The following is a 24446-nucleotide window of genomic DNA, read 5'->3' as shown; positions in this document are numbered from 1 at the left end:
CGTCAGCCCTCCTTGAGCGGCTTCCGCGCCAACCAGGCCGCGACAATAGCGCCGGACACGTTGTGCCAGAGCGAGAAAACTGCGGACGGCAACGCAGCAAACGGGGTGAAGTGTGCCGTGGCCAAGGTGGCGGCAAGGCCGGAATTCTGCATGCCGACCTCGAAGGCCAGTGCTCGGCGTGCTTTGTCGTCGAGGCGGCCCAGCTTGCCGGCCAGGTAGCCCAGGCCGAGGCCGAAACCGTTGTGGAGCACCACGGCGAGGAACACGATGCCGCCCGCGGCAACGATCTTGCTGGCGCTACCGGCCACCACCACCGCGACGATCAGTGAGATCACGACGGCGGACGCCCAGGGAAGCGCCGGCAGCACCTTGGCGACGAGCTTCTTGAGGAAAAGACGCGCCGCCAGGCCTCCGATCACCGGGAGGAGGACCGTCTTGACGATGTCCAGGACCATGGAACCAGCGTCGATGTTCAGGAATGACCCAGCCAGGAAGAACACCAGCACCGGGGTCACAATCGGGGCGATGAGGGTGGAGACCGACGCGACAGCCACGGACAGGGCAACGTCGCCCTTCGCGAGGAAAGCCATGACGTTGGAAGCCGTGCCCGACGGTGCACATCCCACCAAGATGAGGCCAACGGCCAGCTGCGGCTCAAGGTTGAGCGCCACGGCAATCAGCCAGCCCGCGCCCGGCATGATGACGTAGTGCGCCACGATTCCCAGCACCACCGCCCAGGGTCGTTTAGCCACCGATGGTCCGGTGGGGTAAGCGTCAGGCCCATGCAGAACATGATGATGCCCAGGAGGTACGGCACGCTGGGACCTAGTGGTTTGAAGGCGTCCGGAAGCAGGAAGCCGGCCACTCCGGCGAGAACGACGAGCAGGGGGAAGACCGTGACCGCAATCCGCGCGATCTTGGCTTCCGCGGCCAGCGCCGGATTCAGGACGGGGGTTTCGGTGGGGTTGGTTGTTGCCTCAAGCATCTGTCTATCGTGGCACCGCGGTTGAACGTAGACCGAATCTGTGACCCGATTCGAGAGAATATGTCAGATGACCGTCGTTTCCCAGCCCAACTGACTCGCATTTGTTGTCGTTTTAGGCCCTCATAATGACAACTACTGCGTGGGCCCACGCCGCCAGGGTTCCCTGGCCGAGCTTGCGAGGCGAGGGTGGCGGTGGGGACTAGTTGGGCCGTCCGGCAGCTTAGCCGTTGGTCAGGCGGTACCGCTCAATCTGCTTGAGGCGCCGCTGGAGGCTGTCCCGCCGGGGGTGGGGGACGACGTCGGGAGCCTCGGCGGTGAGGTCGATGTGTTCCCTGCCGTACTGCCACAGCAGGAGATCATCCAGAAGGCGGTCCGGTCCGGGGGAGTAGCGATGGTCCAAGGCTTTGCGGACCTCGGTGATCCGGTTGGCGCTGAGGAGTCCGGCGAGTTCAACGGTCTTGCTGAGCCCGTGTGCAGCGAGAAGCTCCGCAGCCCAGCCCCAGTCGTCGTCAACTTTACGGTCAACGTGCGGAAGCAGCGTCCGCCAGACGTCCCGCACACGGTTGGGGGTGAGGGGCATGGAACCTTCGCCCTCCAGATCCCAGTAGCCGCGGACTTCCTCGTAGCGTTCGTGGAGATCGGCGAAGGCGCTCTCCACTGTTTCCAACATGGCCGCGGTTGCGGTGAATTGGCGGTCGAAGTGTGGCGTCCAGGCGCGTGGATCCTCGGCCTTGAACCGGATGTCGTGTTCGATCTCGCTCCAGGCGTGCGCAAAAACCGTGCGGATCTGGCATTCGAAAAAGTAGCTGCCATTCGGCGGAATGTCCGGATTGAAGACCTGCTGGTAGGCCTTCACGGTTTCGTTCTGGATGGTGCGCAGGATGAGGTGGCGGCTCGAATATCCGTAAGTGCCGGACTCGATGGAGCCGATGTCCTTCTCAAGATCGCCACGGCAATCGAAAAGCTGGCGCTGGCGCTTGATGAGGTTGGCCACCGCGGCGTTCTCGGCCGGAAGCTTGGTGATGACGCGCAGCCCCACCATGTCGTTCAAGGTCCGGAACGGGTCCGGGAACTTCAGCACCCGCGGGCCGCCCTCCAGCGGCGCTTCGGTGCGCGAGATCTTTTCCCTGAAGGATTCGACCGTTTTGGTGCGTCCCGTGACGAAAAGGGGCACGGACTCGCTGTCCTTGAGCATGTCCCGCAGAGTCAGCAGGACGTCCCGGGTGACAAGCTTCAAGGCAGGCCGGACGCGGGCATAGAGCTCCACGTTCGCCTGTACCGATTCGCGCAGCTCAGGATCCAAGCTGTCCCAATTGCTAGCCATACCTCCAGCTTACGGGGACGGGCTGACAGTTTTCGGGAGCTGGCTGCGCTAGATCGAAGTCGTTCAGGCGTTACCGATGCGACACCTGGAAGCAGGCGACATCGTATTGGGAAGTGGGGGAGTAGTGCTGCCCTCCTACGCCGCCGTTTGTGCTGTTGATGCCTGGCTCGTTGAACGGCGATCCTGGGCTATTGGCGGCGTTGCCCGGGGTGTTCGGTTCCAGCGCTTGGCAGGACTGACTGGGCCGGCCGGTTCCAGGCGGGTTTGCCGCCGATGCGGGCGAAGCAACGGCCAGCACACTCAAAGTCAATGCCACAAGAACCGACGCGGAGATACGACGGATCATTGAAATCACCTCCGGATTTGGAGCATTTCCCGCGACGCCGCGAGGGTGAAGCGGGGATAGCGCTTCACCCCTGAGGTTACGCTCGCGCTGTTGATCCAGAAAGGCTTTGCGTTGACGCTCTGACCTCGGCTCCCCCTCCGCGGTGTCCTCCACGATAGGCTCGGCACAAAGGAGGACACGATGAAGCGGCACAAGTATTACTACGGCGACCACTCCAGCCAATGGGGCGAGCTGTTCGTACCAGACAACTCGCTGGAGGCGCACCGCAGTCGGCACGACGGAGTGGTGGTGGTGATCCACGGCGGCTATTGGCGCTCGCAATACGGCGCAGAGCTCGGTGAACCGATTGCCAGGGACCTCGCCGCGCATGGAATCGCCGCCTGGAACCTTGAGTACCGCAGGGCGGGAAACGGTGGCGGGTGGCCGCACACGTTCGAAGACGTCCTCGATGGAATCGACCATCTGGGCGAGATTGCCGGCACGCACGGACTCAACCTGGACAAAGTGGTGGCGCTGGGACATTCCGCGGGCGGCCACCTTGCGGTCTGGGCAGCCGGCCGTGAAAAGCTCTCCAAGATTGGGGCCCCCGACGCCGATCGGCAGCTCCATCGGCACGACAACGGCACAGCAGTGAGGCTGACCGGCGTCGTGAGCCAATCAGGGCTGCTGAACCTGGCCGATGCCGAGCGGCTCAACCTGAGCAACGGCGCCGTCGACAACCTGATGGGCGGTGACTCCGTAAGGTACCCCAAACGGCATATTTATGCGGATCCCATGAGGTCACTCCCCATCAGTGTTCCGGTCTTCGCCGTCCACGCTGCCGCTGACGAAGATGTTCCGTGCAGCCAGTCCGAGGCCTATGTTGCCGCTTCCACTGCATCCGGAGGCGCAGCGCAGCTCCTCAAGGTGCCCGGGGACCATTTCGACCTGATCGACCCCAGGGCGGTTGCGTACAAGAAATGCCGCGAGTTGGTGCAGCGGCTGCTGGCGTGACGGGCTGCTGACAAGTCACCAACTGTCATTGCGAGACGCGCACCACATCTGCGTGGCAGAGTTGTCCCATGCTGACAGTCATAGGTGAAGCACTGGTTGATGTAGTCCAGCGCTCCTCGGGAGTCGACGCCCACGTGGGCGGCAGTCCGCTCAATGTTGCGGTGGGGTTGGCCCGGCTGGATCACGCCGTCCAGTTCATCGGCCGCTTCGGCAAGGATGCCTACGGCGACTCGATCGCAGCCCACCTGCGATCCAGTTCCGTCATGGTTCCGCTGCCGCCGGACGAGAATCCCACCAGCGTGGCTACCGCCCTGATCGACGACGACGGCGCGGCCAGCTACACGTTCGACCTCACCTGGGAGCTCCCCGGCTTCGCAGCGCGACTACCGTTCATGCTTCAAGGGACATCCCTCCTGCACACCGGCTCCATTGCCACCATGTTGGAGCCGGGTGCAGCGGAGGTCCTTGCCGCCGTCGAGCATGCCCACCCGAACGCGACCATCAGCTTCGATCCCAACTGCCGGCCCAGCATCATCACAGACCGGGACTATGCTCGCGCCCAAGTGGAGCGCTTCGTGGCGCTCTCGGACATAGTCAAGGCTTCGGACGAGGACCTTGAGTGGCTCTATCCCGGCGTCGACGTCGCGGAATCGGCCCGGCGCTGGCTCCGCCTGGGCGGTAGTGCGGGACCCGCCGTCGTCGTGGTCACGCGGGGAGCGGACGGACCCTGGGGAGTCACTGCCTCGGGCGAGACCCAGGTGGACGCCCCCAAGGTAGCCGTGGCGGATACGGTGGGAGCCGGCGATTCCTTCATGGCCGCGCTCCTCTCAGGGATCGTCGATCACGGACTGGCCGGGGCACAAAACCGGGACGAGCTGCATGCGATGCCCGCCGAAGTGCTCGAAGGGATCCTCAACCATGCAGCGCGGGCAGCGGCTATCACAGTCTCCCGGCCAGGCGCGAACCCGCCGACCCGCGCGGAACTCAACGCCCTGAGTGCCCTTGAGGCTGGGGCCAGCATTGAAAGGCAGCCATGAGCTACGCCGATCTTCCCCGAGTCCCTTCCTTCGACCTCACCAGCGATTCGCTCAGGGATGGCGACGCACTCAAGCCGGCACAGACCAGCAAACGCTTCGGCGTGGCCGGGGGCAAGGACGAATCTCCGCAGCTGAGCTGGAGCGGAGCACCGGAAGGCACCAAGGGTTACGTCGTTACCGTCTTCGATCCCGATGCCCCTAAAGCCGGTGGCTACTGGCACTGGGCCGTGGTCAACGTCCCCGCCAGTACGAGCTCACTGCCTGCCGGCGCCGGCGCTCAGGGCGGTTCTCACCTGCCGTCCGGTGCTTTCCAGTTGAAGAACGACGCCGGGTTCCCGGGGTATCTGGGTGCCGCGCCACCGCCGGGACACGGCCCACACCGGTACATCCTGGCCGTGCACGCCGTCGATGTCGAAGAGTTGGGCCTCGACGCGGGCGCCTCCACCGGTGCCCTTGTCCGCAAGCTCACGTCACATTCCCTGGGCCGGGCCGTGATCACGGGCCATTTCGAGCGCCGCTAGTCTTGGCGCGGCTGTCTACTTGGAGACATTCGGCGCAGATCTTTTCAGTTCATCCAATAATTGAAATAGTTTGAACCCGCCACCCATAGGATTTCACTTTACGAGCAGGTGCTTGCAGTCGGGTCACCGCTTTTCAGATCAAGGAGCGCCCGTGGAACAGCGACGTGGCTCCAACGTGCCGAAGGAGCCGGACCGGGTTCGCGGCTCAAATGACAATGCTTGGCCAGTCCTCGAATGGGAAAGCCTCCGGTGGCAGGCCAAATTGGGTTCGGGTCCCCGGTACATGACCGAAGCCCCGTATCTGCCGTACAAGGCCGCCATCCCACCGATGATCACCAACGTGCGCTGTACACGCGCCGGAGAGGTGACCGCGGCAGTCGAAGACGCGGCCCTTGCGATCCGCGACTTCGACCATGAATTCGGCAATGACATCGCCCCCTTTTCTGCCATCTTGCTCCGCACGGAATCTATCTCGTCGTCGCAGATCGAAAATGTCACGGCCAACGCCCGTAGTATCGGTATGGCCGAGCTCGGAGACGACTCCAAACGCAACGCCACCCTTGTCGTGGACAACGTGGCGGCCATGAACGCCGCGCTGTCTGCCGCTGACTCCTTGGAGACAGCCAACGTGCTGGAAATGCATAGGGCCCTGATGCGACATGCCGACCCCGGTGGCGCTGGAAGATGGCGTGAGGAACCGGTCTGGATCGGAACTTCAAGCGCCAGCCCAGTCGGCGCGGACTTCGTCGCACCGGATGCAAAGCGGGTCCCAGAGCTCATGGATGACCTGATGGCCTACGCCGCCAGGAATGACATCCAGATACTGGCTCAATCTGCCATTGCCCACGCACAGTTCGAGACCATCCACCCGTTTACTGATGGCAATGGGCGCACTGGAAGGGCACTGCTCCACGCCATGCTCCGCAACAAGGGCCTGACTAGGACGGTAACGGTTCCCGTGTCTGCCGGACTCTTGAATGACGTTACGGGCTATCACGAAGCGCTGACCGCCTACCGCGAAGGTGATCCTGACAGGATCATCCTTTTGACGGCCGAAGCGACGTTCCGTGCGATTGACAATGGGCGGCATTTGGCTCGAGACATCGAAGACGCACGAAGCAAGTGGGAAAACGGCATCAAGGCCCGCCGAGACGCTGCGGCTTGGAAGATCGTGGATCTGTTGGTCCGCCAACCGGTCGTAAACTCCAAGCTCCTGGAGGAACGGCTCGGCCTGGCGCCGGCGACCATCTGGCGGCAAATGCAGGTCTTGGAAGATGCCGGTGTGGTACAGGGATTCGATAAATTCAAACGTGGCCGGCACTGGTGGTCCGATGACATCCTTACCGCCCTGGATGCCTTTGCGGCCAGATCCGGCCGGCATGGCCGAGGCTGACCCCACGTAGACTGACATAATGCGGCTCGTAGCTAGTGACATCGACGGCACCATCCTTGGCCATGACGGCCAGATCAGCAGTCGCACCATCCGCGCTTTCCATGCTTGCCGTGACGCGGGCATCGAGGTGGTGTTTGTGACGGGGCGGCCGCCGCGCTGGCTCTACCCGCTCCGCGAACAGATCGGCCACACTGGCACCGTCATCTGTTCCAATGGAGCCGTGGTGTGGGATCTTGAGGCTGACAAGCTGATTTCCGCCGATGCCTTGAGCATCGAGTCCGTGTTGGAGGCGCGCCGCATCATCAAGCAGCTCCGGCCCGACGCTTTGTTCGCTGCCGAAACCCTCACTGGATTCCACCTTGAGCCGGGCTTTGTCGAGAACCCAACCAGTGAGCTCCTGGCCGAGTTCACTCCCGCGCGGTTGGAGGAAACGCTCACCGCGGATGACGCCGTCGTAAAGTTCCTTGCCGTGACACGCACCGGCACCCCGGACGAATTCCTGGCAGAGGTGCAGCCCGCCGTCGCGCATCTCGTGGAGACCACGCACTCAGCGCCGCGGACCGCACTCCTGGAGATGTCCGCTCCCGGTATCAACAAGGCTGTCACACTAGCCGTATATGCGGCATCCAGGGGCATCGAGGCCACTGAGGTGGTGGCTTTTGGTGACATGCCCAACGACGTCGAGATGCTGCGCTGGGCCGGTGACGGTTACGCGATGGCCAGCGGCCACCCCGAGGCCATCAGCGCCGCGGGCCAGCAAGCACCGCATTTCGACGACGACGGCGTGGCCCAGATTCTCGAGGCAAAGCTCGCTTCCCTGCGGGGGGCCCACGCCGCTAGGGTTCCCTGGCCGTGGGGCCCCACCGGCGAGGGTCCCTGACTGAGCTTGCGAAGGCTGGGAGCCGGTGGGGACTTGCGAGGCGAGGGTGGCGGTGGGGACTAGTCAGCCCTGCATACGGCCGGGACTAGCCCTGAGTCCGCAGTCCGTGGCTGTGCGCCAAGGCAATGGCCTCTGTTCGCGAACCCACGCCGAGCTTCCTGAAGATATTCCTGACATGGAATTTGACCGTGTTTTCGCTGATGTGCAGCTTCGCGGAAATGGCCCGATTGCGCTGTCCGGCAGCCAATAGTTGAAGGACTTCCATTTCGCGCTCCGCCAGGCCCCATCCGCCGATGTCGCCTGCGGGAGCGGTGGGTGAATCCAGCGGCAGGACCACCTGAACGTCCGCTCCCCAGCCGGCCATGACCTCGATGTTCATGCGGCCGTCCAGTGCCGCCACCCGGCTGTTGAGCCGGGCAATGTTGGGCGAATCGGCAGTCAGTTCACCCAGGCCGTCGTCGCGCACATTGATGAGGAGGTTCACGCCGTCGCAGTCCCATTGCACCCGCACACGCCTCACCGCGGGCTGCTCCACGATGGCCAGTACCAGACCACGCACGATCGCCCGGGCAGCGTGGGCTACCTCGCCGGGCAACGCGCGGCCGTTGACCGGTGGCTCGATGAACTGGATGTCGAGCCCGCTGAAGTGCATGAGTGGGCGGAGGTCCTCCCGCAGCCTTTCAAACGCTGTGGCTACGGGCTCTTCCACAAGATCCGATGTGCGGTCGCTCAACGTCCGCAGATTGACGAGCGAGGTAGCGGCGAGGTCCGTGACGGCCTTGCGGGCAGCAGCGTCGTCGAGGGAGCCTGATCGTAGCGCCGCCAACATCGTCTCCAGCGTGGTGGAATGCCTGTCCACGAGTTCGGCCGTGACGCGGAGCCGCTCGGCGGAAGCCGCCCGGGATTCCAAGAGGTACGACGGCGGCGCGTCCGCTACCTTCTCCTGGATGCGCCGCGCCGTCAGTTGCCACAGGTAGTCGAGCATCCTCAGCGCAGACTCACGCTCCAACGGTTCTTCGGGCAGGACCGGCTCAGTGAGGGTCAGCAGTGCATTGGTCTCGGACGTCAGGGCAAGAACGTGCCGCTGGTCTCCGGCGATAGCTGCTTCTCCCTGCCAGGCCTCGCCTTCGGAGACGCGGGAGCGCAACTGGTCCAGTTCGGGAATGGAGACGCGGCTGATGATGCCCTCCGCCCCTGCCTTCTTCTGGGGCCGGCCAGTGCAGTCCTCGGTGAAAATGACCAGCGCGCTGCTGCCCACGTAGGGCAGCGCCGCTTCACGAAGGCGCTCGGCGATGCTCATCAACGGGGCGTTCGCTAGCGCGGCAACCGCTTCCAGGAGGGTCCACGTGCTTGGGGTCATCCCGCCACTTTAGCTTTATCGTCACGAACTTCACTACCCAAACGGGTAGCTGGGACTGCCCATGCTCAGCGTTACGCCTATCCGTTCAATCCGGAACGATTGATTCAAACGGAGCAATCAACTGAGCAGGAGGTAACGCATGACCACCACCGCAGGGACTGTCCACGCCGCATCGGACCTAGATCGCGTCCAGGCTCGCGGCGCCCAGGACGTCGACCTAAGCCAAGACATCGACATGAGCTTGGCCCTCGTGGGTAGCGAGATCGCGGAAACGGCCGCTGAAGTGGACCTGCTGCAGCTGTCCCGCCTGGCCACGGAAGTCCAGGCCGCGGGAAACTCGGCCACCGGACGGATCTTTATTGCGGGGGCCGGCCGCAGCGGCCTTGTGCTGCGGATGGCTGCGATGCGGCTGATGCACCTCGGCTTCGATGTGCACATCGCGGGGGACACCACGACGCCGGCTATCCGCTCGGGCGACCTCCTGCTGCTTGCCTCGGGCTCCGGGACGACGTCCGGCGCCGTCCGCGCTGCCGAGACGGCCTCCAAAGCCGGCGCCAGGATCGCCGTGTACACGACGAACGCAACGTCCCCGCTCGCGGAACTGGCCGACGTCGTCGTCATCATTCCCGCTGCGCAGAAGACAGACCACGGATCCACAATGTCCTGTCAGTACTCCGGCAGCCTTTTCGAGCAGGTGCTCTTCCTTGTTGCCGAAGCAGTCTTCCAGACCTTGTGGGACAACGACGCAACCCCGGCCGAGGAACTCTGGCTCCGCCACGCCAACCTCGAATAGCCCCTGATTTCCACTGCACCAACTCCACAACAAACTACGGAAAGAGATCCCTTCCATGAAGCTGCAAGTCGCCATCGACGTCCTCACCACCGAAGCTGCCCTCGAGATCGCGGGCAAGGTGGCCGAATACGTGGACATCATCGAACTCGGCACTCCCCTCGTGAAAAGCGAAGGCCTGTCCGCCGTGACCGCCATCAAGAAAGCCCATCCGGACAAGATCGTGTTCGCCGACCTCAAGACCATGGACGCCGGTGAGCTCGAGGCCGACATCGCGTTCAAAGCCGGCGCGGACCTCGTCTCCGTGCTTGGCGGTGCGGACGACTCCACCATCGCGGGTGCAGTCAAGGCCGCCAAGGCCCACAACAAGGGCATCGTGGTGGACTTGATCGGCGTCGCGGACAAAGTCACCCGTGCCAAGGAATCCCGGGCCCTCGGTGCCAAGTTCATCGAGTTCCACGCCGGCCTCGACGAGCAGGCCAAGCCGGGCTACAACCTGGACGTCCTGCTGAGCGCCGGGGAGGAAGCCCGTGTGCCGTTCTCCGTCGCTGGCGGTGTGAACCTGTCCACCATCGGAGCCGTCCAGCGCGCCGGAGCGGATGTCGCCGTCGTCGGCGGTTCCATCTACGGCGCAGACGACCCCGCACTGGCCGCGAAGCAACTCCGCGCCGCCATCATCTAGCAACACTTTTCGTCCGGACCGGGCCCGACTGACTCGCATTTGTTGTCGTAATGAGGCCGCTAAACGACAACAAATGCGAGTCGGTTTGGCCCGCTCACGGATTACACAGCTTCAGTCCAACTGCTGTTCAACTTGCCCCCATACTCTTTTGCCATTCGACACCGAACAAATATGGGGACAAGATGGCAAAGAGAAAAACGACCGGGTGGCCCGACGCCCCGGTTCGCCGCGCGGAGCCGGCAGAACATTGGAAGCAGTTGCGCCGCGGGGACCGCGTGCGCGTCAAGCTGGCGCCGGGGTTCGAGAACCCCGGTCAAGTGGACGCCGTCTCCGGCGACCACAGCGTTGTTTGGGTAAATCTCGACGGCGGCCGCGGCCGTACGCTGGTGCACTGCGGCGACGGCGTGGAGATCGTCCGGCAGGAGTCCTGACTGGATCATCCGGCCACCCCGCCGCGGGTTACGCTACCCGTGTGAGCCTCAACTTGCCCTTCTTCAGCCGTCCTGACGGACAAACCGCGCCGCTTGCCTTCGCGCACCGCGGGTTTTCGCCGGACGGACTCGAGAACTCGGCCTCGGCTTTTGGGGCCGCGCTTGAGCTTGGCTTCACGCACTTGGAAACCGACGCGCGCACTACGGCCGATGGGGTGGTGCTCCTTTTCCATGACGACACGCTGGACCGTGTCACGAACCGCCACGGCCGGATCTCCAGCCTCAGCGCCGCTGAGATTGCCACAGCACGCATTGGCGGCCGCGAAGCGGTTCCCCTCTTGGCAGACATCCTTGCCGAATTCCCCGAGGCGCGGCTGAATATCGACGTCAAGGATTGGCACACCGTCAAAGCCCTCGCCCGGGTCATCGAGCAGCTTGACGCCCATGATCGCGTCTTGATTGCAAGCTTCTCCGATCGCCGGCGTCGCGCTGTCCTGCGCATGCTAGGCCGTCGTACGGCATCCTCGGCGGGCATCGTCTGCAACGCCGTCTTCACCCTTCTGGGACCGCTTCTTCCAGAGCGGTGGCTGGCGAAGATTCTGCACGACGTCGATGCGCTCCAAGTGCCCGTCCGTTACGGACCATTGACGGTGGTGACGCCCGGTTTCGTGCGGAGGGCTCACCGGAGCGGGCTGCAGGTGCACGTTTGGACGGTCAACGACTCCGCGGAGATGGCCAGGCTGCTGGACATGGGCGTGGACGGGATTGTCACCGACCGTGCGGATCGTCTGAAGGCGGTGCTGCAGGGCCGGGGGCAGTGGTGGTGAGCGCCCGGGCCCGCGCGTCGAGGAAGTCGCGCTCGGCGTCGTTGTCTGTGCGCTGCTGCGCGGCGCGGTAAGCGGCGACAGCTTCGTCGTCGCGGCCGAGGCGCCGGAGCAAATCCGCCCTCACGGCGTGGAACAAGTAGTAGTTGCCCAGCTCAAGGACGTCGACGGCGGCAAGACCCGCGGCGGGTCCTTCCACCTCAGCGAGGGCCACGGCTCGGTTCAAGGCGACCACCGGCGTCGGCTCCAAGGCTAGGAGTTGCCCGTACAGCGCAAGGACTTGACGCCAATCGGTGTCCTCAGGCCGCGCGGCGTCGCTGTGCACCGCGTTGATGGCAGCCTGCAATTGGTACGGTCCGGGCTGGTTCCTCTTCAAGCATTGCCGTACCAACAGTTGTCCCTCGGCAATCAGCCTGGTGTCCCAGAGGCTGTGGTCCTGGTCAGCGAGCCGCACAAGGCCGCCGTCGGGCGTTGTCCGGGCGGCACGCCGGGAATCGAGCAGAAGCATGAGGGCCAAGAGCCCCTTGGCCTCGGGCTCATCGGGCATGAGTTCGACGATGAGCCTGCCTAGACGCACGGCCTCGCGGCAGAGGTCTTCGCGCACCAACCCGGTGCCCGAGCTCGCCGCGTAACCCTCGTTGAAGACCAAGTAGACCACGGCCAGCACCGACTTCAGCCGCTCCGGGAGTTCGGCGCCAGTCGGTACACGGTAGGGGATGTGGGCGTCGCGGATCTTGCCCTTCGCACGCACCAGGCGTTGGGCCATGGTTGGTTCGGGTACCAGGAACGCGTGGGCAATTTCGGCGGTGGTGAGCCCGCCCAAAAGCTTGAGCGTTAGCGCCACTTGGGCGCCCCGGTTGAGGGCTGGGTGGCAGCACGTAAAAATCAGCCTTAGCTGGTTGTCCTCCACCGTGTCCACCTCGATTGCTTCGGTCTCATCGCCCTGCATGAGCGTCACTTGGGCGAGTTTCTCCCTGCCGGACGCCTCGCGGCGCAGCCTGTCGATGGCGCGATTCCGGGCGGTCGTGATGATCCAGCCGGCCGGGCTTGGCGGCAGTCCGGTGTCCGGCCAGCGGGCCACGGCCTCGGTGAAGGCATCCTGGACCGCGTCTTCGGCGGCGTCGATACTGCCCAAAACGCGGACCAGGACGGCCACGGAGCGTCCATGCTCTTCGCGGAATATTTGACCGATCTCCGAAATATGGACCATGGGGAAATTAATCTCGGTAGCCCGCGAAAGGCCGGACTTCGATGGGCAAAGTGGTGGCTTGGGCGGCTTTGCGTCCCCACTCGAGTGCCACGTCCAGGTCCGAGGCTTCGATCACCCACAGCCCGCCCACGTGTTCCTTGGCCTCGACGAACGGACCGTCCGTGGTGAGTACTTCGCCGTCGTTCACACGCACCACCGTGGAGGTGCTGGAGGGGTGCAGCCCGCCTGTGAAAACCCACGCACCGGCGTCGTGCATTTCCTGGTTCAGGACCTCCAGATCGGCCATGATTTTGTTGAGGACCCCGGGTTCCGGGATGGGGCCATCGGGTTGGTAGATGCTGAGCAGATAGCGTGACATGACTGTTCCTCCTTGGGATGTGGCGCCGGCACCTTGCCCGCGTCTCACCCTCTATACGAACGGCGTGGGCTGATTTCGACATCTCCACGCACGAATCTGCGAAAAGCTTAGCCCCGCTGGCAGGATGGGATGATGCGCATCCTGATTGCCCCGGACAAGTTCAAAGGTTCCCTCACCGCTGCCGAAGCGGCATCGGCCATGGCCGAGGGGGTATTGCGGGTGTATCCGGATGCCGTGGTGACGCAGTTCCCAATCGCCGACGGTGGCGAAGGAACACTCGAAGCGGCCGTGGCGGCGGGCTACGAAGAGCGGATCAACGCCGTCGTGGGCCCCATTCTCAAGCCGGTGGGCGCGGCATGGGCCATCCGACAAACCGCCTTCGGCGGAGCCACCGCGGTGATCGAAACGGCGCAAGCGTCCGGATTGGCGCACATGGAGCCGACGCCGGAGAACGCCTTGCGCGCCCACAGTTACGGTTGCGGCCAACTCATCGCCGCGGCCCTCGACGCCGGTGCAACGGAAATTGTGCTCGGCTTGGGCGGCTCCGCGATGTCCGACGGCGGCAGCGGCGCCTTGCGCGCACTCGGGCTCAAACCCCTGGACGCGGCCGGGAACGTGGTTCCGCTCGGCGGAGGCTCGCTCGCTGACGTCGTATCCCTCGACGTCTCCGGGCTGGATCCGCGGCTGACTGCGGTGAGGTTCCGGATCGCCGTCGACGTCCAGAACCCGCTCTTTGGCAACGACGGCGCGGCACATGTTTTCGGTCCGCAGAAGGGCGCGGATGAGGACGCCGTGGAACTGCTCGACGCCGGCCTGCGCAACTGGGCGTCCCTGCTGCGTGAAGCGGGCGGACAGGACGTCAACGTTCCCGGGGCTGGCGCGGCGGGTGGGTTCCCGGCGTCGTTCTTGGCCTTCACACAGGCGACGCTGGAAGGCGGTTTTGCGCTCGTGGCGGGACTCACGGGTCTTCCTGAACAGCTCGGCGGCGCGGACCTCGTGATCACGGGCGAAGGCTCCATGGATTCGCAGTCGCTGACGGGCAAGGCCCCGATCGCCCTGGCCGATTCGGCCCACGGGCATGGCATTCCCGTGATTGTGGTGGCCGGCAGAATCCTGGTAACGCCCGAGGAACTTGCTAGCCACGGGGTGGTGGCCGCGGCACAGTTGCTCGACGTCGCGCAGCGCAAGAACGGACTGCCCGACGCCGACGACGCCGTAGCGAATGCCGCCAAGTACCTCGCATGGGCCACGAGCCAGGTGCTTGAAGGGGTCTAGCTCGCTGAATCCCGGCCAAGGGACATGCTCTCCGTTGGCCACGAGCAACGGACATAGTGCGAATATGTCCATTCCTCAGTGCCAGGAGGGGGCATGCTGCGGGGTTACTCGACGTCGTCGCCGGGCAGATAATGAATGTACAAGTATGGCTCTGACTTCTGCCATGCACCGACGATGCGACGACCCCAGCCCGGGACGCCGTCACCGCCTGCCGGGCTGGCAGCCGGCCAGCACGGCATCATCGAATCGAGGAGCACACCATGTCCACCTTGAAAGAGCGGCTGCACGCAGACGTCGTCAGCCACATGAAGGATGGCAACCGCATCGCCCTGAACGCCACCCGCAACGTCCTTAGCGAGATTGACACCCGTGAGAAAGCCGGCCAGACGCCGATCCACCTGGAAGACGCCCAGATCACGGCTATGTTGCAGAAGGAGGCCGCGCAGTATCACGAGGTCGCCCGGCTTTACGAGGAGGCCGGAGAGTCCGAGCGTGCCGCCACGGAGATCGCGGATGCCGAGGTAATCGAGGCCTATCTTCCGGAACCGTTGACCGCCGAAGAAGTCGAGTCCATCGTTGACGAGACCATCGCCTCGCTCAGGGCCGACGGCGTGGAACTGTCCCTGATGCACATGGGCTATGTCATGAAGCCGGTCTCCGAAAGGGTCGCTGGACGCTTCGACGGCAAGGCAGTCAGCGAGATTGTCCGCAGGCGCCTGTCATAGCTAAGCGGTTGGGCCGCCCCTTGGGCCGCCCACCGTGCGGCCCGGAATTTGTGCGGCGGGGAGGGCAACCCTCCCCGCCGAACACATGAATTGCCGCGAGGACAGGCCTTTAGCCCTTCTTCCCGCTCCTCTTGGCGGCCGCATTCATCGCTGCCTTCGCCGCTGGCGGCAACCCTGCCGTCTCCATCTCCGGCTCGGCGACGGTCCCGCGCCAACGCGCCAGGCCCTTCATGCCGTGGTAGACCACCAAGGCAGCGGCCGAACCCAGCGCGATGCCCGTGAACTTCAGTTCCCCGAGGGTCCAGGTGTAATCGGCAATCCCAATAATCAAAGCGACGGCGGCCGTAGTCAGGTTGATGGGGTTGGAGAAGTTGACCTTGTTCTGCACCCAGATCTTCACGCCCAGGACGCCGATCATCCCGTACAGCATGGTCGCGGCGCCGCCCAGAACGCCAGCGGGGACGGTGGCGATGAGTTCGCCGAACTTGGGCGAGAAACTCAGGAGGATGGCGAAGGTCCCGGCAACCCAGTAGGCCGCCGTCGAGTAGACCTTCGTGGCTGCCATGACGCCGATGTTCTCCGCGTAGGTGGTGGTGCCGGAGCCGCCGCCGAATCCAGCGAGGACCGTCGCGACGCCGTCGGCCAGCAACGCGCGGCCGGAGACGTCGTCGAGGTTTCGTCCCGTCATCGCTGCCACGGACTTCACGTGCCCTACATTCTCCGCCACAAGCACCAAGACAACCGGCACGAACAAGCCCACGACGCCGAGGTGGAACTCGGGCGTCTGGAAGTGCGGCAGGCCGATCCACGCGGCCGAATCCATCTTTGAGTAGTCCACCTCACCGCGCGCCATGGCGGTGAAGTAACCGACCACCACTCCCACCAAGATGCTCAGGCGGCCCAGAATGCCCCGGAAAAGGACGCTCACCAGGATGATCGTCACGAGCGTGACCAGGGCGGTGATCGGGGCTTTGTCGAAGTTCGCCTTCGCGGCCGGCGCCAGGTTCAGCCCGATCAGGGCAACGATCGCGCCTGTCACGATGGGCGGCATGGTCCGGTTGATCCATTCAGCGCCGAACTTCTGGACCACTGCACCGATAAGAGCGAGTACGACGCCGGCAAGCACCACTCCGCCCAGCGCACCGGGAACACCGAACTGCTGCTGGGACGCCATGATGGGAGCGATGAAGGCAAAGCTGGAGCCAAGGTAGCTGGGTACGCGGCCCTTGGTGATGACGAGGAACAACAGGGTGCCGATGCCGGAAAAGAGCAGCGTGGTGGCTGGTGGCATGCCCGTGATGATGGGCACCAGGAAGGTGGCTCCGAACATCGCGACGACGTGCTGCATACCGACGCCGATGGTCAGCGGCCACGCGAGCCGCTCCTCGGGCGCCACTACGTGTCCGGGCCGGATCGTCTTGCCGTTGCCGTGCAGCTTCCATTTGGTTCCGAGCATGCTCATCTACGGGAGCCTTCCCTGAAAGTTGTGATTGTCCGGGTGCAACCTTACCGCCCGGACGGCCGGCCGATTCCGCTGTGTGGAAAGTCACGTGGCTTCATGGGAAGAGGCGCGGCGGAGTTGAAGTTGGAACCATGGAAAGCATAAGCGCCCGGCCGTCGATGGCTGCGGGCACAGCGAAAGGTACGCGAATGACGATCGCCCACGAAGAAGCAGTGATTGACGGCGCAGCAGTCGACGCCATCTTTGCCGAAGCCCGCACTGCCAACTCCTTTGCCGGCGAGGTCTCCGAGGAGCAGGCGCAGGCCATTTACGAACTGACCAAGTTCGGCCCGACGGCGTTCAACTCCCAGCCGTTGCGCGTCACCTACGTCCGCTCGGACGAAGCCCGCGCCAAGCTCGTCGAGACCCTCTCTCCGGGCAACAAGGCCAAGACCGCTACTGCTCCGCTGGTCGCCGTACTCTCCTATGACACCGCCTGGCACGAGCAGTGGGACAAGTTCCTCCCGGTCTACTCCGCCCCGAAGGCCATGTACGACGCCAACCCCGAGTTCACCGCAACCACGGGCAACAACAATGCCCACCTGCAGGCCGGCTACTTCATCCTCGCCGTCCGCTCCCTCGGCTTCGCTGCCGGCCCCATGACCGGTGCCGACTTCGCCGCGATCGACGCCGAATTCTTCCCGGCCGGGGACCAGAAGAGCTTCCTCGTGGTCAACATCGGCCAGCCGGGTCCGGACGCCTTCGGCGAAGCCAAGCCGAAGTTCGCCTACGAGGACGTCGTCCGCACTGTCTAACGCCTTCGCCCCCCATGTGACGCTCGATCACTTTTGGCGGCCTTTCCGCAAACGCTCGCTCACTTCTGGTGAGCGAGCGTCGGTGCTTAAGGCCGGATATGTGATGGAGGGTCGGGGATTACGGGCCGATAAGTGAGCGAGCGTTTGCCTCGACCGGCTCTCTCCCACCTGCGGTGGCAAAATTTCCTTATGCGGAACCTGATTCTGGTGGCGTTCGTCGAAGCGGTGACTGACGGGCTGGTCTTCCCGCGCAGTGACTGGCCGCTGCACATCACCCTGTTAAGGTTCGACGTCGAACCTTCCGACGGTGACGACGTCGCCACCCGCCTCAGCGAGCTTGTTACGGTGCCAGCAATGGGCGCCCTAGGGGCGGAACTCACCGTTGGGCCCGACGCCGGATTCGGCCACCAAGGTTCCATCCCGGTCAGCCTGGTGGACCCCCATCCCATTTTGCAGGGCTTGCACGAGGAACTGTTCGACGCCATGGAGATCGTTGGAGGGCGCGCGTCAACCCCGCGCTACGTCCTGGACCACTACCGTCCGCACATATCGCATCACGACGGCAAGCGCCCCAAGCCGGGTGACGCCGTCGTGCTCGACCAGATCGCGCTGGTGGACATGGCACCGGAAGGCAACCACACGATCCGCAGGATCCTGAAGCTGTGGCGCCTCCCGGCGGAGTCCAGCTAGCGCTAGGAAATCACGCCGTCCACAAGGGCTTTGGCCTCTTCCTGGACCTGCTTGAGGTGTTCGGCGCCCTTGAAGGACTCCGCGTAGATCTTGTATACATCCTCGGTTCCGGACGGGCGGGCCGCGAACCAGGCGTTCTCCGTGACCACCTTGAGGCCACCGATTGACGCGCCGTTGCCGGGGGCCTCGGTCAGTTTGGCAGTGATTTGCTCGCCCGCCAGCGTGGTGGCCGTGACGTCCGACGACGAGAGCTTGCCGAGTGCTGCCTTCTGCTCGCGCGTGGCGGCAGCGTCGATCCTGGCATAGACGGGCGAGCCGAACTGGTCCGTGAGGCCCTTGTACAGCTGGGACGGCGACTTGCCTGTGACGGCCGTGATCTCCGAGGCCAGGAGGGCCAGCAGGATGCCGTCCTTGTCGGTGGTCCAGACGCTGCCGTCGCGCTTGTTGAACGAGGCACCCGCGGACTCTTCGCCGCCGAATGCGCCCTCGCCGGAGAGCAGGCCCGGTACGAACCACTTGAAGCCCACCGGGACTTCCACGAGCTTGCGGCCCAGCCCTGCGGCCACGCGGTCAATGATGGAGGAAGACACGAGGGTTTTGCCGACCACGGACTGGGGGTTCCAGCCGGTGCGGTTGCGGTACAGGTAGTCGATCGCGACGGCGAGGTAGTGGTTCGGGTTCATCAACCCGCCGTCGGAGGTCACGATGCCGTGGCGGTCGGCGTCGGCGTCGTTTCCGGTGGCGACGTCGAAGGCGCCCGTGCCGGCCGACGCGCTGTCCGACATGCGCTTGATGAGTGAGGCCATAGCCGACGGTGAAGAGCAATCCATACGGATCTTCTCGTCCCAGTCGAGGGTCATGAATGCCCACTGCGGGTCAACGGTGGGGTTGACCACGGTGAGGTCCAGCTGGTGACGCTCGCCGATTTCACCCCAGTAGTCCACGGATGCGCCGCCCATGGGGTCCGCCCCGATGCGGACGCCGGCCTTGCGGATCGCCTCGAGGTCCAGGACGGCCGGGAGATCGTCCACGTAGCTGCTGAGGAAATCGAACTTGCCGGTGCCCTCCGCCTTGAGGGCGTCGTTCAGCGGAATCCGCTTGACGCCGCGCAGTCCGTTTTCCAGGAGTTCGTTGGCGCGGTTGGCGATCCAGCCTGTGGCATCCGTGTCAGCTGGGCCGCCGTGCGGGGGGTTGTATTTGAATCCACCGTCGGCAGGGGGGTTGTGGCTGGGGGTGACCACGATGCCGTCCGCCTGGGGCTGCCCCGGGCCGGCCTCATTGTTGTACTTCAGGATCGCGTGGCTGAGCGCCGGGGTGGGCGTGTAGCCGTGCCGTGCGTCGATCAGGACGTTGACCCCGTTGGCGGCGAGGACTTCAAGGGCGGAATTCTGCGCCGGTTCGCTCAGCCCGTGGGTGTCCTTGGCCAAGAAGAGGGGGCCGGTGATGCCCTGGCCGGCACGGTATTCCACGATCGCCTGGGTGATGGCGAGGATGTGCCCTTCGTTGAACGAGGCCTTCAGGCTCGAACCCCGGTGTCCGGATGTACCAAATGCGACACGCTGGGCAGGATCACTGAGATCCGGCGTCACATCGTAGTACGCGTCAAGAAGAGCGGTGATGTCTACAAGGTCCTGGGGAAGGGCAACAGTGCCCGCACGGCTAGCCATTGACCCAGCATGCCAGACGGTCCGGTGCGCTTGAAGAGAAAACCCACTATTGCGGCGCCTATGACATCGTATTTTCGCTTCACTAACGAAGATTCACCACCCGTTTACCGGAGTGCGGCACAGGGTTCGGGAGTTGGGGCGCCGGGAGCTTATGTGCGGCTTGGCTCAGCGGTAGGCTGGGCAGAAAGACTCATGAGGGGGATTTTCCATGACCGACCAGCCAGCTAAACCCGAGAACGCCCCCCAGGGTGATGAACCGTCCACGGGCTACGAACCGCCGTCGCACATTCCGCCCGCACCCCAAACCGGTGGAAATCCGTATGGCGAGCAGCCGTTCGCCTCTCCGGCGGCTTCTGGCCCCTACGGCCAGCCCCAGTCGCAGCAGCCCCAGCCGCAGCGGCCGCAGGAACCATATGGTCAGCCCCAAGGCAGTCCGGCCCAGTTCGGACAGCCTGCTTACGGACAGCAGCCGGCCTATGGCCAGCCCGCTTCGCCCTACGGGCAACCTCCGCAAGGCCAGCCTGCATACGGGCAGCCTCCGCAAGGCCAGCCTGCATACGGGCAGCCGGCCAGCCCCTATGGCCAGCCCGCCTACTACGGCATGCCCGCCGAGCCAAAGGGCCTGAGCATCGCCAGCATGTGCTGCGGCATCGCCGTCTTTGTGGGCTTTGGCTTCTTTGTACTTCCGCAGGTTGCCGCCGTGATCCTCGGTCACATGGCCCTCAAGAAGGAGCCGGCGGGTAAAGGCATGGCCATCGCGGGCCTCGTGATGGGTTACCTGGGCATTGTTCTGGTGATCATCTTCTGGATCTTTATCGCGATAATCGCCGCCACGGCTTCGCATTACAACTACAACTACTAGGATCGACGGCGACGGCGGCCGGCGCGCCTTGCGGGAATCCCGACTGACGCTCCGGCCGCCGTCGTTGTTAAGCTTCCCTTGTTAGGGGACTAGGGGACGCCGCCCATCAACTTCTTGATGGCGGGCGAGCCGGCAGCCAAGGCTGCCGCGATCACAACGGCCGTGCCACCGACGCCAAGGAAGTAAGGCAGCTCGTCTGCCGGGTTGTACAGTCCGGCCAGGATGCCGGCCAGCGCGGTGCCGAGGGACACCGAGAGGAAGAACAGGGCCACCATTTGCGTGTGGAACGCATTGGGGGCCAGCTTGGTGCTCACGGACAGGCCGATGGGGGACAGGAACAACTCCGCCAAAGTGAAGAGGAACAGGATTCCCACGAGCACCAGCAGGGGTGTCTTTCCGGCGCCAGTCAGCGGGATGAAGGCCAGGAACGCAAGGCCCATGACGAAGAGTCCGGCAGCGAACTTGATGGGGGATCCCGGCTGCTTCGGACCAAGTTTTGTCCACAGGGCGGCCATGACGCCTGCAAAGATAATGATGAATACGGGGTTGATGGACTGAACCCAGGCGGCCGGCATCTCCCAGCCGAAGAGGTTGCGGTCCAGCTTCTCCTCCGAGTACACGGCAATGAACGTGAACTGCTGCTGGAAGAGCGCCCAGAACGCCGCTGACGCGATGTACAGAGGAATGAACGCGACAACCCGTTTGCGCTCAAACGGCGTGACCTTCTTGCTTCTGAAGATCAGCGCGAAATAGATCACCGAGGCGACGATAGCGGAGTAAGCCATGCTGCGGGCTAGGTTGCCCGGGTTCACCACGCCGGTCAACAGCAGCACGGCGATCACGACGGCGATGCCCAGGAAGATCAGCCCGTAGCGGCTCCGCTGCGCTGAAGGAAGGGGGTTCGGGACGCGGTGCGCTTCTTCGGGGAGCTTGTTGCGGCCCAGTGCGTAGATGCCGAGGCCGATGGCCATGCCGATTGCGGCTGCGCCGAAGCCCCAGTGGAATCCGCTGCTTTCCTGCAGCCAGCCGGTCACCAGCGGGCCGATCAGCCCGCCGATGTTGATGCCCATGTAGAAGATGGAGAAGCCGGCGTCACGGCGCTCGTCCTTCTCCCCGTAGAGGCTGCCGACCAGAGCCGTGGCGTTTGCTTTGAGGCCACCGGACCCTACGCCCACCAGCACCAAGCCTGCCACGAGGCCTGGGATGCCGGGCAGGAGCGCCAGCGCTACGTGGCCGGCCATGATCATGATGGCGGAGCCGAACAGTACCCGTTCCGAGCCGAAAATCCGGTCCGCCAACCAAGCACCAAGGATTGTGGAGAGGTACACGCCTCCGCCGTAGGCGCCAACCAGTCCGGCCGCGAGCGACTTATCGATCGCGAGTCCGCCGTGGTCCGCGGTGAAGTACATGTAATACAGCAGGATGCCCTGCATGCCGTAGAAGGAGAAGCGCTCCCACATCTCCACGGAGAACAGGCTGGCCAGCATCTTTGGGTGGCCGAAGAAGGACGTATCGCCCGTGATTTTGGCGGGCGCCGCCGTGTCTAGAGATGTGCTCATTCATCCCATGCTGGCATTGACGACGCATAAAGTCATATTTTGGGACGCTCTGGACAAACGTTCAAAGGGTGTGAACGGCCGTTTTTTCCCGAGCTTCAAGCTGTGCTGCGAGCTGCAGGAGCAAGAGCTCGGATCCCGGTTTTCCAATGAGTTGCATGCCCATCGGAAGCCCCTCGCCGGGCGTCGCTCCGGTCCAGTGCACGGGCAGCGTGATTGCCGGCAGCCCGCACACATTCACCATGGAGGACCAAGGCGCAAACTCGCATTGCTTGCGGTAGTCATCGTCCGCGTCGCCGGGCCAGTCCGGGGCCGGCCACTGCTCTCCACCGGGGTCTTTCCCGGTGAACCAGCCCACGGGCCTTGGCGTCTGTGCCAGCGACGGCGTCAGCACGAGGTCCCATTGCGCGTACTGGATAACGGTGTCGTGAGTGAACTGCCGTAGGAAGCTGTTGGCCTCGTTGACCTTCGCAGCGCTCCGTTGTTGCGCTCGACGCCGGAAGGTCCGGGTCAGCGGGGTCAGGAGGGCTTCGCGCTGTGGCAGGATGCGGGTGCTTCCGACGCCGGCGGTCCAGGCAGCGGTGAATGCTTCCGGATAGCGGTTGTCGTAGCGGATCTCGGCGTCGAACACTGAATGGCCGGCATGCGTCAGCAATTTGATGCCCGTGTTGAGGGCATCCACTGCCTCCTGGTCCGGAGTGAAGGGAAACGTGGTGGACCATGGGCTGTCCAGGCTCACGCCGATGCGCAAAGCGGCCGGTGCTTCTCCAAGGGCCCCAAGATAACCCTGTTCTGGTTGGCTTTCGCGTGGAACCAGGGCGTCCATCATGAGCGCGGCATCCGCTGCGGAACGCGCCAACGGCCCGGCAACCACCAAGCGCGCGGCGTCACCGACGCTTTCGCCAGCGGGCACCAAGCCGCGGCCCGGCTTAAGCCCCAGGAGCCCACATGCCGCAGCCGGAATACGTATGGAACCGCCGCCGTCGCTCCCGGGGGCGAAGGGAACCAATCCAGCGGCAACCGCGGCAGCGCTCCCTCCCGATGATCCGCCAGAGCTGCGGCTCAATGCGTGTGGGTTGCGCGACGGCGGTGCGATGCGGTTTTCGCTGTAAGCCGTGAGTCCGAATTCCGGAACCTGAGTCTTGCCTAGTGAGATCGCGCCGGCGCCTTTGAGCGTGGCAGCGAGGGCTCCGTCCTCAGGAGCGGGTTTGCGGTCCAGCGCCGCACTGCCGTGGGTGGTCGCGACCCCGGCAACATCGGTGAGGTCCTTGAACGCCAGCGGCACCCCGTGCAGGAGCGGAAGTTCTGCTCCTTCGCGGTGCCGGCGAACATACGCCGCGTCGGCCGCACGGGCGTCGAGTATCGCTTGGTCCGTCGTCACCGTGACGAAGGCGCCCAGCGCGTGGTTGTGCTTTGCGATCCTCGCAAGGAAGTGTTCCGTTGCCTCAACAGCGGACAGCTGGCCCGTGGCCAGGGCTTCGCGCAGGGCTACAGCGCCGAGTTCGTGGATCTCACCCAAGGAAACGGGATTCCAAGCGCTCTTCGACGGCCACGGGGTTGGCGGAATCCCCGGCGGCCGCGGTGACCCGATAGGCGGACTTACCCTTGACTTCCGCAACCACGTCAACAAGTTCCGTGCCCCGGTAGACGAGCCCGACGCCGTCGTCGGTGCAGTGCGTTTCGCCCAGCACCCCTTCGGCAACAAGGCGATGGACCAGCGGCCGCCGGCCGGGCTCGGAGTCATAGTGGACGCCGTTGGCGAAAGGGAGGAAGCCGAGCCCATTGGTCACGGCGCGCAGTTCAGGGCCATAGGAATCCGTGGTGCCACCCTGGAACCAGCAAATCGAGCCTGCTGACACCCCGGCAAGGACTACTCCCTGTTCCCAGACGCGCCTCAGAATACGGTCCAGTCCATGTGCACGCCATACGGCCAGCAGATTGGCTACCGAACCGCCGTTGACCCACACCACGTCCTGTTCCAAAAGGTAGGCCTCGGGGTCGCTGTAATTGGGCATCGTGAACAGGTTCAAGTGGCTGAAGTCGAAACCGGAAACGCGGGCGGCCTGGTCCAATTCCGCGGCGAACCAACGCTGGTCTCCCGATGCTGTACCGATATGCGCCACTCTTGGGGCTCGTCCGCTCACCCCGGAGAGTTCGACCGCGTGGTGAACCAGGAGATCGAACTCCATCCTCGTGCGATGACCGGACCTGTACCCGCCGGACGTGGCAAGGATGGTGGGCTCGCCAGTGGGCAAGTGGCCTCCTCGTCGTCTTGTGTGGT

25 protein-coding genes and 1 pseudogene are annotated in these 24446 nt (G+C 64.3%); 14 read left to right on the top strand and 12 right to left on the bottom strand.

Annotated features, from left to right (window positions below; all coding sequences use genetic code 11):
• Positions 1-2: 2 nt before the first annotated feature.
• The 3 genes and pseudogenes from OW521_RS07600 to OW521_RS07590 all read right to left on the bottom strand — a co-directional run bounded on the left by OW521_RS07600 (position 3) and on the right by OW521_RS07590 (position 2655).
• Positions 3-985, bottom strand: a pseudogene (locus tag OW521_RS07600) (bile acid:sodium symporter family protein).
• 220 nt (positions 986-1205) lie between these two features.
• On the bottom strand, positions 1206-2309 hold the full coding sequence (locus OW521_RS07595) for a GTP pyrophosphokinase (RefSeq protein ID WP_268024212.1): 1104 nt from the start codon (positions 2307-2309) through the stop codon (positions 1206-1208).
• A 70-nt stretch (positions 2310-2379) separates the two neighbouring features.
• Positions 2380-2655, bottom strand: coding sequence for a hypothetical protein (locus tag OW521_RS07590; protein ID WP_268024210.1), 276 nt, complete (start codon positions 2653-2655; stop codon positions 2380-2382).
• 180 nt (positions 2656-2835) lie between these two features.
• Here OW521_RS07590 and OW521_RS07585 point away from each other — a divergent pair, with 180 nt between their 5' ends.
• The 5 genes from OW521_RS07585 to OW521_RS07565 all read left to right on the top strand — a co-directional run bounded on the left by OW521_RS07585 (position 2836) and on the right by OW521_RS07565 (position 7479).
• A complete protein-coding gene (locus OW521_RS07585) occupies positions 2836-3648 on the top strand; it encodes an alpha/beta hydrolase (protein ID WP_268024208.1) in 813 nt (270 codons plus the stop codon).
• Positions 3649-3716: 68 nt separating this feature from the next.
• On the top strand, positions 3717-4685 hold the full coding sequence (locus OW521_RS07580; RefSeq protein WP_268024206.1) for a carbohydrate kinase family protein: 969 nt from the start codon (positions 3717-3719) through the stop codon (positions 4683-4685).
• Positions 4682-5206, top strand: a complete 525-nt coding sequence (locus tag OW521_RS07575; RefSeq protein ID WP_268024205.1) for a YbhB/YbcL family Raf kinase inhibitor-like protein — start codon at positions 4682-4684, stop codon at positions 5204-5206. Before OW521_RS07580 ends, OW521_RS07575 begins: the two co-directional genes overlap by 4 nt.
• A 151-nt stretch (positions 5207-5357) precedes the next feature.
• Entirely contained in the window at positions 5358-6599 is a 1242-nt protein-coding gene (locus OW521_RS07570; protein WP_268024204.1) for a Fic family protein, read from the top strand.
• Between the two features lie 19 nt (positions 6600-6618).
• The gene (locus tag OW521_RS07565) at positions 6619-7479 is read left to right on the top strand and encodes an HAD family hydrolase (RefSeq protein WP_268024203.1); all 861 of its coding nucleotides are present in this window, start codon (positions 6619-6621) and stop codon (positions 7477-7479) included.
• Between the two features lie 85 nt (positions 7480-7564).
• On the opposite strand, the gene OW521_RS07560 is transcribed toward OW521_RS07565, so the two are convergent.
• Positions 7565-8839, bottom strand: coding sequence for a helix-turn-helix transcriptional regulator (locus OW521_RS07560; protein WP_268024202.1), 1275 nt, complete (start codon positions 8837-8839; stop codon positions 7565-7567).
• A gap of 235 nt (positions 8840-9074) precedes the next feature.
• Between OW521_RS07560 and hxlB the strand changes: the two genes are divergently transcribed.
• From hxlB to OW521_RS07540, 4 genes are all read left to right on the top strand, one after another.
• Complete coding sequence (hxlB, locus tag OW521_RS07555) at positions 9075-9632, top strand: 6-phospho-3-hexuloisomerase (RefSeq protein WP_268025742.1); 558 nt, start codon at positions 9075-9077, stop codon at positions 9630-9632.
• 55 nt (positions 9633-9687) lie between these two features.
• Complete coding sequence (hxlA, locus tag OW521_RS07550) at positions 9688-10311, top strand: 3-hexulose-6-phosphate synthase (RefSeq protein ID WP_268024200.1); 624 nt, start codon at positions 9688-9690, stop codon at positions 10309-10311.
• 182 nt (positions 10312-10493) lie between these two features.
• The gene (locus tag OW521_RS07545) at positions 10494-10742 is read left to right on the top strand and encodes a hypothetical protein (protein WP_268024198.1); all 249 of its coding nucleotides are present in this window, start codon (positions 10494-10496) and stop codon (positions 10740-10742) included.
• Positions 10743-10783: 41 nt separating this feature from the next.
• On the top strand, positions 10784-11569 hold the full coding sequence (locus OW521_RS07540; RefSeq protein WP_268024196.1) for a glycerophosphodiester phosphodiesterase: 786 nt from the start codon (positions 10784-10786) through the stop codon (positions 11567-11569).
• Here OW521_RS07540 and OW521_RS07535 read toward each other — a convergent pair.
• Both OW521_RS07535 and OW521_RS07530 read right to left on the bottom strand, forming a co-directional pair.
• Complete coding sequence (locus OW521_RS07535) at positions 11511-12776, bottom strand: RNA polymerase sigma factor (RefSeq protein ID WP_268024194.1); 1266 nt, start codon at positions 12774-12776, stop codon at positions 11511-11513. The genes OW521_RS07540 and OW521_RS07535 overlap by 59 nt on opposite strands.
• A gap of 7 nt (positions 12777-12783) precedes the next feature.
• Positions 12784-13134 carry a YciI family protein gene (locus tag OW521_RS07530; protein WP_268024192.1) on the bottom strand — a complete coding sequence of 117 codons (351 nt, stop codon included), beginning with the start codon at positions 13132-13134 and terminating at the stop codon, positions 12784-12786.
• 132 nt (positions 13135-13266) lie between these two features.
• Between OW521_RS07530 and OW521_RS07525 the strand changes: the two genes are divergently transcribed.
• On the top strand, positions 13267-14409 hold the full coding sequence (locus OW521_RS07525) for a glycerate kinase (protein WP_268025741.1): 1143 nt from the start codon (positions 13267-13269) through the stop codon (positions 14407-14409).
• A gap of 104 nt (positions 14410-14513) precedes the next feature.
• On the opposite strand, the gene OW521_RS07520 is transcribed toward OW521_RS07525, so the two are convergent.
• A complete protein-coding gene (locus OW521_RS07520; RefSeq protein WP_268024190.1) occupies positions 14514-14666 on the bottom strand; it encodes a hypothetical protein in 153 nt (50 codons plus the stop codon).
• 3 nt (positions 14667-14669) lie between these two features.
• Between OW521_RS07520 and OW521_RS07515 the strand changes: the two genes are divergently transcribed.
• The gene (locus OW521_RS07515) at positions 14670-15134 is read left to right on the top strand and encodes a GatB/YqeY domain-containing protein (protein WP_268024188.1); all 465 of its coding nucleotides are present in this window, start codon (positions 14670-14672) and stop codon (positions 15132-15134) included.
• Between the two features lie 109 nt (positions 15135-15243).
• Here OW521_RS07515 and OW521_RS07510 read toward each other — a convergent pair whose 3' ends face one another.
• On the bottom strand, positions 15244-16596 hold the full coding sequence (locus OW521_RS07510) for a uracil-xanthine permease family protein (protein ID WP_268024186.1): 1353 nt from the start codon (positions 16594-16596) through the stop codon (positions 15244-15246).
• A gap of 188 nt (positions 16597-16784) precedes the next feature.
• Between OW521_RS07510 and OW521_RS07505 the strand changes: the two genes are divergently transcribed.
• On the top strand, positions 16785-17390 hold the full coding sequence (locus OW521_RS07505) for a malonic semialdehyde reductase (RefSeq protein WP_268024185.1): 606 nt from the start codon (positions 16785-16787) through the stop codon (positions 17388-17390).
• Between the two features lie 189 nt (positions 17391-17579).
• Positions 17580-18080, top strand: coding sequence for a 2'-5' RNA ligase family protein (locus tag OW521_RS07500; protein ID WP_268024184.1), 501 nt, complete (start codon positions 17580-17582; stop codon positions 18078-18080).
• A 2-nt stretch (positions 18081-18082) separates the two neighbouring features.
• On the opposite strand, the gene pgm is transcribed toward OW521_RS07500, so the two are convergent.
• Entirely contained in the window at positions 18083-19747 is a 1665-nt protein-coding gene (gene pgm / locus OW521_RS07495; protein WP_268024183.1) for a phosphoglucomutase (alpha-D-glucose-1,6-bisphosphate-dependent), read from the bottom strand.
• 208 nt (positions 19748-19955) lie between these two features.
• Here pgm and OW521_RS07490 point away from each other — a divergent pair, with 208 nt between their 5' ends.
• Positions 19956-20609: a DUF4190 domain-containing protein gene (locus OW521_RS07490; protein ID WP_268024181.1), complete on the top strand. Its 654-nt coding sequence runs from the start codon at positions 19956-19958 to the stop codon at positions 20607-20609.
• An 89-nt stretch (positions 20610-20698) separates the two neighbouring features.
• Here OW521_RS07490 and OW521_RS07485 read toward each other — a convergent pair whose 3' ends face one another.
• From OW521_RS07485 to OW521_RS07475, 3 genes are all read right to left on the bottom strand, one after another.
• A complete protein-coding gene (locus tag OW521_RS07485) occupies positions 20699-22168 on the bottom strand; it encodes a peptide MFS transporter (RefSeq protein WP_326494013.1) in 1470 nt (489 codons plus the stop codon).
• 61 nt (positions 22169-22229) lie between these two features.
• Positions 22230-23684, bottom strand: coding sequence for an amidase (locus OW521_RS07480; protein ID WP_268024180.1), 1455 nt, complete (start codon positions 23682-23684; stop codon positions 22230-22232).
• Positions 23677-24420 carry a peptidase E gene (locus tag OW521_RS07475; protein WP_268024179.1) on the bottom strand — a complete coding sequence of 248 codons (744 nt, stop codon included), beginning with the start codon at positions 24418-24420 and terminating at the stop codon, positions 23677-23679. Before OW521_RS07475 ends, OW521_RS07480 begins: the two co-directional genes overlap by 8 nt.
• Positions 24421-24446: the final 26 nt, after the last annotated feature.

The organism is Arthrobacter sp. MMS18-M83 (genome assembly GCF_026683955.1).
In the GTDB taxonomy this organism is placed as follows: Bacteria; Actinomycetota; Actinomycetes; order Actinomycetales; family Micrococcaceae; genus Arthrobacter.
This window is presented reverse-complemented; position numbering and strand designations above follow the sequence as displayed.